10 protein-coding genes and 1 tRNA gene are annotated in these 11,115 nt (G+C 67.8%); 8 read left to right on the forward strand and 3 right to left on the reverse strand.

What is annotated here, in order from left to right; genetic code table 11:
- The first annotated feature begins 25 nt into the window (after positions 1-25).
- The 8 genes from OG953_RS21210 to OG953_RS21245 all read left to right on the forward strand — a co-directional run bounded on the left by OG953_RS21210 (position 26) and on the right by OG953_RS21245 (position 8,908).
- Positions 26-754, forward strand: coding sequence for a YcnI family protein (locus tag OG953_RS21210; RefSeq protein WP_405686136.1), 729 nt, complete (start codon positions 26-28; stop codon positions 752-754).
- A 46-nt stretch (positions 755-800) separates the two neighbouring features.
- Complete coding sequence (locus tag OG953_RS21215; RefSeq protein WP_405686138.1) at positions 801-1,454, forward strand: SCO family protein; 654 nt, start codon at positions 801-803, stop codon at positions 1,452-1,454.
- On the forward strand, positions 1,451-1,900 hold the full coding sequence (locus OG953_RS21220) for a copper chaperone PCu(A)C (RefSeq protein WP_405686140.1): 450 nt from the start codon (positions 1,451-1,453) through the stop codon (positions 1,898-1,900). Before OG953_RS21215 ends, OG953_RS21220 begins: the two co-directional genes overlap by 4 nt.
- Positions 1,901-1,914: 14 nt before the next feature.
- On the forward strand, positions 1,915-3,873 hold the full coding sequence (locus OG953_RS21225) for a copper resistance CopC/CopD family protein (RefSeq protein ID WP_405686142.1): 1,959 nt from the start codon (positions 1,915-1,917) through the stop codon (positions 3,871-3,873).
- A gap of 8 nt (positions 3,874-3,881) precedes the next feature.
- On the forward strand, positions 3,882-5,195 hold the full coding sequence (efeB, locus tag OG953_RS21230; RefSeq protein WP_405686144.1) for an iron uptake transporter deferrochelatase/peroxidase subunit: 1,314 nt from the start codon (positions 3,882-3,884) through the stop codon (positions 5,193-5,195).
- 27 nt (positions 5,196-5,222) lie between these two features.
- Complete coding sequence (pheA, locus tag OG953_RS21235; RefSeq protein ID WP_405686146.1) at positions 5,223-6,158, forward strand: prephenate dehydratase; 936 nt, start codon at positions 5,223-5,225, stop codon at positions 6,156-6,158.
- 666 nt (positions 6,159-6,824) lie between these two features.
- Positions 6,825-8,102: a serine--tRNA ligase gene (gene serS / locus OG953_RS21240; protein WP_405686147.1), complete on the forward strand. Its 1,278-nt coding sequence runs from the start codon at positions 6,825-6,827 to the stop codon at positions 8,100-8,102.
- Positions 8,099-8,908 carry an HAD family hydrolase gene (locus OG953_RS21245; protein WP_405686148.1) on the forward strand — a complete coding sequence of 270 codons (810 nt, stop codon included), beginning with the start codon at positions 8,099-8,101 and terminating at the stop codon, positions 8,906-8,908. Before serS ends, OG953_RS21245 begins: the two co-directional genes overlap by 4 nt.
- A 69-nt stretch (positions 8,909-8,977) precedes the next feature.
- Here the strand turns inward: OG953_RS21245 and OG953_RS21250 are convergent.
- The 3 genes from OG953_RS21250 to OG953_RS21260 form a co-directional block, all read right to left on the reverse strand.
- Positions 8,978-9,065 (reverse strand) — tRNA-Ser (locus OG953_RS21250).
- Positions 9,066-9,373: 308 nt separating this feature from the next.
- A complete protein-coding gene (locus OG953_RS21255) occupies positions 9,374-10,069 on the reverse strand; it encodes a hypothetical protein (protein WP_405686149.1) in 696 nt (231 codons plus the stop codon).
- 319 nt (positions 10,070-10,388) lie between these two features.
- A complete protein-coding gene (locus tag OG953_RS21260) occupies positions 10,389-11,108 on the reverse strand; it encodes an ABC transporter permease (RefSeq protein WP_405686150.1) in 720 nt (239 codons plus the stop codon).
- Between the last annotated feature and the right edge of the window lie 7 nt (positions 11,109-11,115).

Consider the following 11,115-nt stretch of genomic DNA (forward strand, 5'->3'; position numbering starts at 1 on the left):
GTGCTTCCGTGGAGAGATTCCTGTCATGAACGTTTCCCGCATCGCCTTCGTCGGCGGCATCGCCGCGTCCACCGTGCTGATCCTCGCCGGTACGGCCTCCGCGCACGTCAGCGTGCAGCCCCAGGGCGAAGCCGCCAAGGGCGGTTACGCCACCGTCAACTTCAAGGTTCCCAACGAGCGCGACGACGCCTCGACGACCAAGGTCGAGGTCAACTTCCCGACCGACCATCCGCTGGCCTCCGTCATGCCGCAGGCCGTGCCCGGCTGGGACATCGAGGTCACCAAGAGCAAGCTGGCCAAGCCGCTCGAGATGCACGGCCAGAAGATCAACGAGGCCGTCTCCAAGGTCACCTGGACGGCCAAGGGCGACAAGGACGAGCGCGGCATCCGCCCGGGCGGCTTCCAGCAGTTCCCGCTCTCCATCGGCCAGCTTCCCGAGGACGCCGACCAGCTGGTGTTCAAGGCCATCCAGACGTACGACAACAAGGAAGTCGTCCGCTGGATCGAGGAGCAGAAGGACGGTGCCGCCGAGCCCGAGAGCCCGGCACCGGTCCTCAAGCTGACCGCGGCGACCACCGACGAGCACAGCGCAGCCGCCGGCGCCACCGCGAAGGCAGCGGACAAGCAGACGACGGCCGCGGCGGACGAGTCCTCCAGTGACACCACGGCCCGCGTCCTCGGCATCGTCGGCATCGTCATCGGCGCCGCGGGGGTGGTCTTCGGCGTCCTCGCCGGCCGCCGCCGCACCGCCTGACCCACAGCCCCATCAGCCCCACCGACCCACCAGGAATCAGTGCTCCATGCGTAAGAAAACGGTGCTGGCCGCGGCGTTCGTCGCCGCGGCCGCGCTCACCCTGTCCGCCTGCGGCAGCAGCGACGACGGCGCGAAGAAGCCCGTCGCCGATGTGTCCGTCCAGGCCAAGACCAAGGCCGCGACGGTACTCGACCAGCCGTTCACCAAGCCCGACCTCGTCCTCACCGACACCCACGGCAAGAAGTACGACCTCCGTGAGCAGACCAAGGGCAAGCCGACGCTGATCTACTTCGGCTACACCCACTGCCCAGACATCTGCCCGCTCGTCATGAGCAACATCGCCATCGCCAAGAAGTCCCTCCCCAAGGCCGACCAGGACAAGCTCCAGGTCGTCTTCGTGACCACCGACCCCGAGCGGGACACCCCGTCCTCGCTCGACAGCTGGCTCAAGGCCCAGGACCCGTCCTTCATCGGCCTCACCGGCGACTTCCCGACCATCCAGGCGGGCGCGCGCCAGATCGGCATCGGCGTCGACGCGCCGAAGAAGGAGAAGGACGGCACGGTCGTCTCGATGCACGGCTCCCAGGTCATCGCGTTCTCCCCGAAGACCGACCAGGGGTACCTCGTGTACGGCGAGGACACCTCGCCCGACGACTACGCCAAGGACCTCCCCGAGATCATCAAGGGGGAGACTCCGTGAACCGCCGCACCACCCTCGCCGGCGTCATCGCCCTCACCACCGGACTGACGCTGACGGGGTGCTCGTCCTCGGACAGCAAGCCCGAGCTGAAGGTGACCGGCGCGTTCATGCCGCAGCCCGTCAGCGACATGGCGGCCGGTTTCCTCGTCGTCAAGAACAGCGGCGGCACGTCCGACCGGCTCACCTCGGTCACCAGCCCGATCTCGGACGATGTCACGATCCACGAGACGAAGAACCAGACGATGCGCATGGTGACGTCCTTCGAGGTGCCTGCGGGCGGCGAGCTGGATCTGGAACGCGGCGGGAACCACATCATGTTCATGAAGCTCAAGCAGCAGCCCAAGCAGGGCGAGAAGGTGCCCGTGGAACTGCATTTCGAGAAGGCCGACCCGATAAAGGTCGACCTTCCCGTGAAGGAGACCACCCACAACCCGAAAAAGCAGTAAGGGACCGACTCGCCATGACAGCCACCGCCCCGTACTTCGGACCGTCCCCGTCCACTCACGCGCCACGCCGGCCACTCGCCGCGGCCGCACTCCTCGCCGCCCTTGTCGGCATGGTGTTCGGCCTGCTGCTGGGCGGCGCGGGCCCCGCGTCCGCGCATGCCGCGCTCACCGGGAGCGATCCGCAGGATGGGGCGGTGGTCGACACCGCTCCCAAGGAAGTCACCCTCACCTTCTCCGAGCAGGTCGCCATGGGCGACGACTCCATCAGAGTCCTGGACCCGGGCGGCAAGCGCGCCGACACCGGCGCCGCACCACGTGATCTGCAGAGCGGCTCCACCGTGAAGTACGGCGTCTCACTGCACACCGGGCTGCCCGACGGTACGTACACCGTCGCCTGGCAAGCAGTCTCCGCGGACAGCCACCCCGTCTCGGGCGCCTTCACCTTCTCCGTCGGAGCCCCTTCCAAGACCACCGTCGCCCTCCCGACGGACGAGTCCGGGGGCGGCCTCGTCGGCACCCTCTACGGCATCGCGCGCTACGCCGCGTACGCCGGTTTCATCCTGCTGGCCGGCGGCGCCGCCTTCGTACTGGCCTGCTGGCAGCGCGGGGCGGGTGCACGCCCCCTGCAACGCCTGGTCGTACGCGGCTGGATGACCCTCACCGCGGCCACCCTGGCCATGCTGCTCCTGCGCAATCCGTACACCGGCTCCGGGAAGCTCGCGGACGCCTTCGACCTCGACGGTCTGAAGGCCGTGCTCGACACCAAGCCCGGGGCAGCACTCGTATCCCGGCTGCTGCTTCTCGGCGCCTCCGCACTCTTCGTCGCCGTGCTGTTCGGGGCATACGCGAAGCGCGAGGACGAGCGCGAGAAGAAGGACCTCACCTTCGGGCTGGCCATCGGCGGCACGGTGATCGCCGCCGGGATCGCCGGGACCTGGGCACTCGCCGAACACGCCTCGACCGGGATCCAGCCGGGCATCGCCATGCCGGTCGACGTGCTGCACTTGCTGGCCGCCGCGGCCTGGCTGGGCGGGCTGGCGGCCCTGCTGGTCGCGCTGTACCGGACACCGGACATCGAAGCCGCAGCCGTACGGCGCTTCTCCCGCATCGCGTTCGGCAGCGTGCTCGTGCTCAGCGCAACCGGGATCTACCAGTCCTGGCGCCAGGTCGGCACCTGGTCCGCACTCACCGGCACCAGGTACGGGCAACTGCTGCTCGTGAAGGTGGGGCTCGTTGCCCTCCTGGTCGGGATCGCCTGGATCTCGCGTCGCTGGACCGCACGGCTGGTCACGAGCGGAGCCGGCGGCGAAGGAGCGGAGCCCCGGGCCGACGCCAGGGACGAAGTCGAAGTCGAGGAGTCCCGGGCCCCGGGCACATCGGACGCCGTGGCCGAGGACCCCGCGCGGGCGGCCCAGCTCGCCCGGCAGAGGGCCGCCGTGGCCACCGCCGAGAAGAAGCGGCTCCGCGATGCCGACCCCGACCGGTCCGGGCTCCGCCGTTCGGTGCTGGCGGAAGCAGGGGTCGCCGTGGCCCTGTTGGCCGTGACGACCGTACTGACCTCGACCGAGCCTGGACGTACCGAAGAAGAGGCGGCCCGCACCTCGACGGCGGCAGCCGCCCCCGCGGCCGAAGGCCCGGTCAATCTGACGCTGCCCTTCGACACAGGCGGCAAGAACGGCAAGGGAACGGTGCGGATGGACATCGACCCCGCCCGTACCGGCACCAATGAACTCCACATCTGGATCGACAGCGTCGACGGCAAGGCCATGGACGTTCCCGAGCTGAAGCTCGCCTTCACTCTGGGGTCCAAGGACATCGGCCCGCTCCCCGTCGTCCCTGTCCGGCTCACCGAGGGCCACTGGACCGCGAGCAACGTCCAGATCCCGATGGCGGGCAACTGGAAGGTCGCGGTGACCGTGCGTACGTCGGACATCGATCAGACGACCATCGACAAGAACGTGAAGATCGGCTGAGCAGGATCGTGAGCGGAAACAGCAACAGGAAGACCTCCGCAGGCAGCGGGGACGACAAAGCCCGTGGCAGCGGCGCCATCTCCCGGAGGCGGCTGCTCGGCAGCGCGGGCGCGGCCGGTGCGACCGGGCTGGTACTGGGTGCGGCGGGCGGCGCGACCGGCTATGCAGCGACCCGGACCGACGAGCCGACCGCTCTGACCGCGGTCGGCTCCACCCAGGTGATGTTTCACGGGAAACATCAATCGGGGATCACCACTCCGCTTCAGGCCTGCGGCCATCTCGTCGCCTTCGATCTGGCGCCCGGTGCGGGACGGAAGGAAGCAGCTGCCCTGATGCGCCGATGGTCGGCCGTGGCCCGGCGCCTGATGGCCGGCGAAACCGCCGACAGCGGCACGGCGGACGGCGGCGCCCATGACACCGGGATCGCGCTGGATGCCGGACCGTCCTCGCTGACCGTCACCTTCGGCTTCGGCCGCACCTTCTTCGAGCGCACCAGTCTGGTCGGCCACCGGCCACCGGGACTCGACCCCCTGCCGCCGTTCTCCTCCGACCACATCGACGCCAAGCGCTCCAACGGTGACCTCTGGGTACAGATCGGCGCCGACGACGCACTCGTCGCCTTCCACGCGCTGCGTGCCGTGCAGAAGGAGGCCGCCCCGGCCGCCAGGGCCCGCTGGCAGATGAACGGCTTCAACCGATCCCCCGGCGCCACCGCACAGCCGATGACCGCCCGCAATCTGATGGGCCAGATAGACGGCACCGGTAACCCGAAGCCCGCCGAGAGCAACTTCGACCGGCGCATCTTCGTACCGGCCGGGAACGATACGAAGTACGACTGGCTGGCAGGCGGCTCATATGCGGTCGTCCGGCGGATCAGGATGCTGCTCGACGACTGGGAGAAGCTCCCGGTGGAGCGACAGGAGCAGGTCATAGGGCGCGGCAAGGAGGACGGCGCTCCGCTGAGCGGTGGCACCGAGACCACCGCGATGGACCTCGACAAGGCGGGCCCCGACGGCAAGCTCCTGATCCCGGACAACGCCCACGCCCGGATTTCCTCCCCCGAAAAGAACAGCGGCGCGGCCATGCTGCGGCGCCCCTTCTCGTACCACGACGGCATCTCGGCGGACGGCACTCCGGACGCCGGACTGCTGTTCATCTGCTGGCAGGCGGATCCGCTGCGGGGGTTCGTTCCGGTACAGCGCAAACTGGACCGCGGCGATGCCCTGTCGCCGTTCATCCGGCACGAGGCCAGCGGCCTGTTCGCGGTGCCGGGCGGTGCGGCGGACGGCGAATACGTGGGTCAGCGGCTACTGGAGTCCTGAGAGACCGGGGCGCATTAGGGTGACGGTATGTCCGCCACGCGCTACGCATATCTCGGCCCTGAAGGCACTTTCACCGAGGTCGCCCTCCGTACGCTCCCGGAAGCCGCCACCCGCGAACTCGTCCCGATGGTCTCCGTACCGGTGGCTCTGGACGCGGTACGCAGCGGGGCCGCCGCGGCAGCGCTCGTACCGATCGAGAACTCCGTCGAGGGCGGCATCAACGCGACGCTCGACGAGCTGACCACCGGCGAACCGCTGATGATCTACCGCGAGGTGCTGCTCTCCATCACCTTCGCGCTGCTGGTGCGGCCGGGCACCAAGCTGTCCGACATCAAATCGGTCACCGCGCACCCGGCCGCACAGCCGCAGGTGCGCAACTGGATGGCCGCCCATCTCCCGGACGCCGTATGGGAGTCGGCGGCCTCCAACGCCGACGGTGCCCGGCTGGTGCAGGAGGGACGGTACGACGCCGCCTTCGCCGGTGAGTTCGCGGCGGCGACCTACGGTCTCGAACCGCTGGTGACCGATATCCATGACGCGGTGAACGCGCAGACCCGCTTCGTCCTGGTGGGCCGCCCCGCCCGGCCGGCGGCGCCGACGGGTGCGGACAAGACGTCGGTGGTCATCTGGCTGGGCGAGGACCACCCCGGTGCGCTGCTCGAACTGCTTCAGGAGTTCGCGGTGCGCGGGGTGAACCTGATGCTGATCCAGTCGCGGCCGACCGGGGCCGGCATCGGGAACTACTGCTTCGCGGTGGACGCCGAGGGGCACATCGCGGACCGCCGGGTCGGCGAGGCGTTGATGGGGCTGAAGCGGATCTGCCCGAAGGTACGGTTCCTCGGCTCGTACCCGCGGGCCGGGGTGGCGATGCAGGATGTACGGCCGCTGCGGGCGGGGACGTCGGACGCGGAGTTCACGGAGGCCTCCGACTGGCTGGCCCGCAATCTGGACGGCCGGGGCTGACGGCGGTCCGGGACTGTCGGTCACGGGGCCGACGGTCCCGGGTGTCGGTGCGCCCGGGTGTCGGTGCGCCCGGGTGTCGGTGCGCCCGGGTGTCGGTGCGCCCGAACCGCCCGTGCTATCTCCCGCTTTTCATCATCCACAGAGTTATCCACAGGGGTGGTTCTCGACCTGGGGACAAGTCGACACTCCGCTGCGACATGGTCGACATATCACTCCAGTCGACTCAGATGCATCCACAGGCCGGCAGGTCGCCCGGATTGCCCCGTGTCACCTGAATTCCATTGATCAACTCCTTTGGACGGCGAATTCCCACCCGAACGAGCGTCTGAAGTGGGTTTGAACGGGCAATCCATGAGCCCTCGCGCGGCTTTCGGAATGGCCTCTTCCGGCGTCCACAGATCTTCCTCACAGCCTGTGGATAACTTTGAGAGACGTCAACGCCTGTGGACAAGTGACGCCCAACTCCCCTGCCGGACAAGGCAGATACGTCAAGACGGTCGACACCTTCTGCCCCATTCAGGGGAGTAAACTCTTTTCATTGACGATCGAGATCAACTCCAGCCACGTAATACGCTCCAGCATTACCAATTCAGGCAATTCGGGCAAAGTGACACGCTTGGCAATATCGGTTCGAGCTGGAGAAGCGCACACCGGTAGCCTGGAGGGGTGATTGACCTTCGCCTGCTCCGTGAGGACCCCGACCGTGTTCGCGCCTCCCAGCGCGCCCGTGGGGAGGACGTCGCGCTCGTCGACGCCCTTCTCTCCGCCGACGAGCGGCGCAGGTCGTCCGGCGTCCGCTTCGACGAACTCCGCTCCGAGCAGAAATCGCTCGGCAAACTCATCCCCAAGGCTTCGCCCGAGGAGCGTGCCGAGCTCCTCAAGAAGGCCGAGCAGCTGAAGGCCGAAGTCAAGGCGGCCGACGCGGCACAGGACGAGGCCGACGCCGAGGCCAAGAGCCTGATGCTCCAGCTCGGCAACATCGTCCACGAGGACGTGCCGGTCGGTGGCGAGGAGGACTTCGTCGTCCTGGAGACACACGGCACGATCCGTGACTTCGGGGCCGAGGGCTTCGAGCCCAAGGACCACCTGGAGCTCGGCGAGAAGCTCGGCGCCATCGACATGGAGCGTGGCGCCAAGGTCTCCGGTTCGCGCTTCTACTACCTGACGGGTGTCGGCGCGCTGCTGGAGCTCGCCCTCGTCAACGCAGCGATCGCGCAGGCCACCGAGGCCGGCTTCGTCCCGATGCTGACGCCTGCGCTGGTCCGCCCGCGCGCCATGGAGGGCACCGGCTTCCTCGGCCAGGCCGCGGAGAACGTGTACCACCTGGAGAAGGACGACTTCTACCTGGTCGGCACCTCCGAGGTCCCGCTCGCCGCGTACCACATGGACGAGATCATCGAGGCCGACAAGCTGCCGCTGCGGTACGCGGGCTTCTCACCGTGCTTCCGCCGCGAGGCCGGTACGTACGGCAAGGACACCCGGGGCATCTTCCGTGTCCACCAGTTCGACAAGGTCGAGATGTTCTCGTACGTCGACCCGGCGGACGCGGAGGCCGAGCACCGCAGGCTCCTGGACTGGGAGAAGCAGTGGCTCACCGCTCTTGAGCTGCCCTTCCAGGTGATCGATGTCGCCACCGGCGATCTGGGGGCCTCGGCCTCCCGCAAGTTCGACTGCGAGGCGTGGATCCCGACGCAGGGCAAGTACCGCGAGCTGACGTCCGCTTCGAACTGCGACGGTTTCCAGGCGCGCCGTCTCTCCGTCCGGATGCGTGACGGTAAGAAGGTCCAGCCGCTGGCGACGCTGAACGGCACGCTGTGCGCCGTACCGCGCACAATCGTGGCGATCCTGGAGAACCACCAGCTGGCCGACGGCTCCGTACGAGTGCCCGAGGTGCTCCGGCCGTTCCTGGGCAGGCGCGAGGTTCTGGAGCCGGTCGCCAAGTGACCTTTCCGTACAAGCTCGTCGCGACCGATCTCGACGGCACTCTGCTGCGTAACGACGACACGGTCTCCGAGCGCACCCGTGAGGCACTGGCCGCGGTCACCGCGGCCGGTGCCGCGCACATCATCGTCACCGGTCGCGCTGTCCCGTGGACCCGGCACATCCTGGATGACCTGGGTTACGAGGGGCTCGCGGTCTGCGGCCAGGGCGCGCAGGTCTACCACGCGGGTGAGCGCAAGCTGCTGACCTCTCTGACGCTGGACCGGCAGCTCGCCGGTCTCGCGCTGTCCAAGGTCGAGGCCGAGGTCGGCCCGCTGGCGCTGGCGGCGAGCCGCGACGGGCTCGACGGCGAAGTGCTGGTCGGCCCCGGCTACCGCGTACAGGAAGGGCCGCTTCCGGCTGTCTTGGCGGAGGACCCGGCCGAGTTGTGGTCCGCCCCCCTGAACAAGGTCTACATCCAGCATCCCGATCTCGACGACGACGCACTGGCGAAGGCCGCGCGATCGGCCGTCGGCAACCTGGTCGACGTGGTCATGGCCGGTCCTGGTGTGGTGGAGATCCTGCCGCTGGGACTGAGCAAGGCGACCGGACTCTCGCTGGCCGCGCGCCGGCTGGGGCTGAAGGCCGCTGACACTCTGGCCTTCGGTGACATGCCGAACGACATCCCGATGTTCACCTGGGCACAGCGGGGTGTGGCAATGGCCAATGCGCATGAGGATCTGAAGGCCATGGCCCAGGAGATCACCGTGTCCAACGAGGATGACGGCATCGCAGTGGTGCTGGAGCGACTGCTCCAGTCGTACGGGTAAAGGCAGAGGTACGGGCGCGGGCGGCTGGATCGGCTGTTCCACTCGTACTGGTACCCGACACTGCTGCTGCGGAGGATGCGCGGATCGAACGCGCGCGGGGTTCACGGCCCCGACGACGGCTTAGCAAGCCGCTGCCTTACCACTCGGCCAATCCTCCGGGAGGGCGGCCGCACGATGCGCGGAAACCGCCCTGGGCGTCCTGCTCCGATCGGCACGGCGGAGTCGTCGGTGACTACTCCAATGCCGGCTCGGGCCCGCCCTGCTGGGAACTCGACGGACTCGGACTCTCGGTCATCATCGCGCTCCTCTCCCGGCCCGTGGCGTGCATGTCGGCGTGCGTCCGTTGTTGTCGGGGGCGTGCTGCACCGGTTCCGGCGTGTGCTGCACCAACTACTCTGACCGGCACGGCCTTTCGGTGCCACACATTTTCCGGGCAATACCGAAAGGCCGTGAACGGCCTTCGGATCAGCGCTGCTTGTTGCGGCGGCTCAGATCCTTCAGGTGACGGGCGAGATCGTCCATCCTTCCGTCGTTGCGGACGATGTCCTCGGACAGGTGGCCCAGCCGCACGCTCATGGCGCCGATGACCTGATGTGTGATGTCCATCCTCCGGTCGAGGCTGTCGAGCTGGTGCGACATCCGGTTGAGGACGGGTCCGAGCTCCTGAAGCGCGCTGCCCACTCCTGCGAGGCAGCTCTCGACCCGGGTGACGCGGTGTTCGAGCGAGGCACAGCCCGCACGCAGATCGTGCTCGGCGTCGAGCAGATACGTACGGACGCATCGGGCGATGTCGCTGTCGCGAAGAAGCATCGCGACATTGAGCACGGTCCTGCGGGTGTAGAGGGTGAGCTGAGTGACGGCCTGTGGATAACTTTCGACCTCTTCACTGCCCCATAGGGACACCATGTCCCTATGGAATTCCCGCAGATCAGAGCCACGAAGCAGCCTGAGTCCGTTTTCTGTGACCTCGGCTCGATGCCGCTGGGTGACCTTCTTGATGACCTCTGTGGATACTTCGAAGTAACGAGCCACATCCTCTGTGCGAAGGTGAATTCCGTCCGGGAGCATGACAAGGCTCTTGACCTTGTCGAGGACGTCGACGCGCCCCATCTGCTCGACGCGCAGCGCACGCGATTCGAGCAGGGCAACCTCCGTGGGCATGAACATGCCTTCCAATCGTGAAGCCGACGATGGACAGCCCTGTCCCGGGCTTGAGGGGCGGAGGACGCTCACGGTTGCCACTCACTCAATGACCGACCCGGCGGGTACTCCCTCACCGGCATCGGCAATCCCTGATTCACGAAAGCTACGACGCCACAGATTCCAGTTACCTCCACGCACCCTGCACAACGAACCGATAACCGTACAGTTACGCGTACTACTGTCCGAAATGCGTCAACCCCCGCCCAGGAGACGAGGGTTGACGAGGATCGAAGTGATCAGAAACGGAGCACGGCAGAGGTATCCGGGAACCCCCCGATCACTCCTCGCCGGCCAGTTTCAGTGTGCGCAGCTTCTGACCCGCGTACCAGGTCGCCACCACCGTGACCGCCACCAGCAGGACCGTCGCGACCGGCAGCCCGACATCGGAGGTGATCGTGCCGGCCCCGCCGACCTTCTCGGCAACCGCGAGGGACCACTGCTGAACGCTGAGCGTGCGTGCCCCTGGCACCAGGGTGCCGAACAGGGCCTCCCACACCAGCGCGTAGACGAGGCCGAAGACGACCGCGTGCCGGCTGACGGTGCCCAGCAGCAGGAACAGCGAGCTGTACGCGATCGAGGCGACCAGCGCCGCGATGGTGTAAGCCACCGCGATCTGCTGGCCGTTTCCGTTGAGGATCAGCCCGGCGATCAGCGTGGGCAGTGCGGAGAAGACCATCGTGACGGCGATGGCCACGATCAGCTTGGTGAAGATGATCGTCGGCCGCTTCACCGGCTTGGCCAACAGATAGACGATCGATCCGTCGTCGATCTCGGGACCGATGGCTCCGGTTCCGGCGATCACGCCGATCAGCGGCACCATCGTGGCGATGGCGAAGCCGCCCAGCACATCCGAGGCGACCTGGTCATCGGCTCCGGCGAACGCCCGTACCGCCACGGCGATGATCACCAGCAGCGCCGGCAGGACGAAGAGGATGGCGGCCCGGCGCCGGCCGAGCAGGGCCCGGTAGGTGAGCCGGGCGACTGTGGGGTCGTACATGACGCTT

Origin of the sequence: Streptomyces sp. NBC_00057 (genome assembly GCF_045041165.1) — a bacterium.
Lineage (GTDB): Bacteria > Actinomycetota > Actinomycetes > Streptomycetales > Streptomycetaceae > Streptomyces.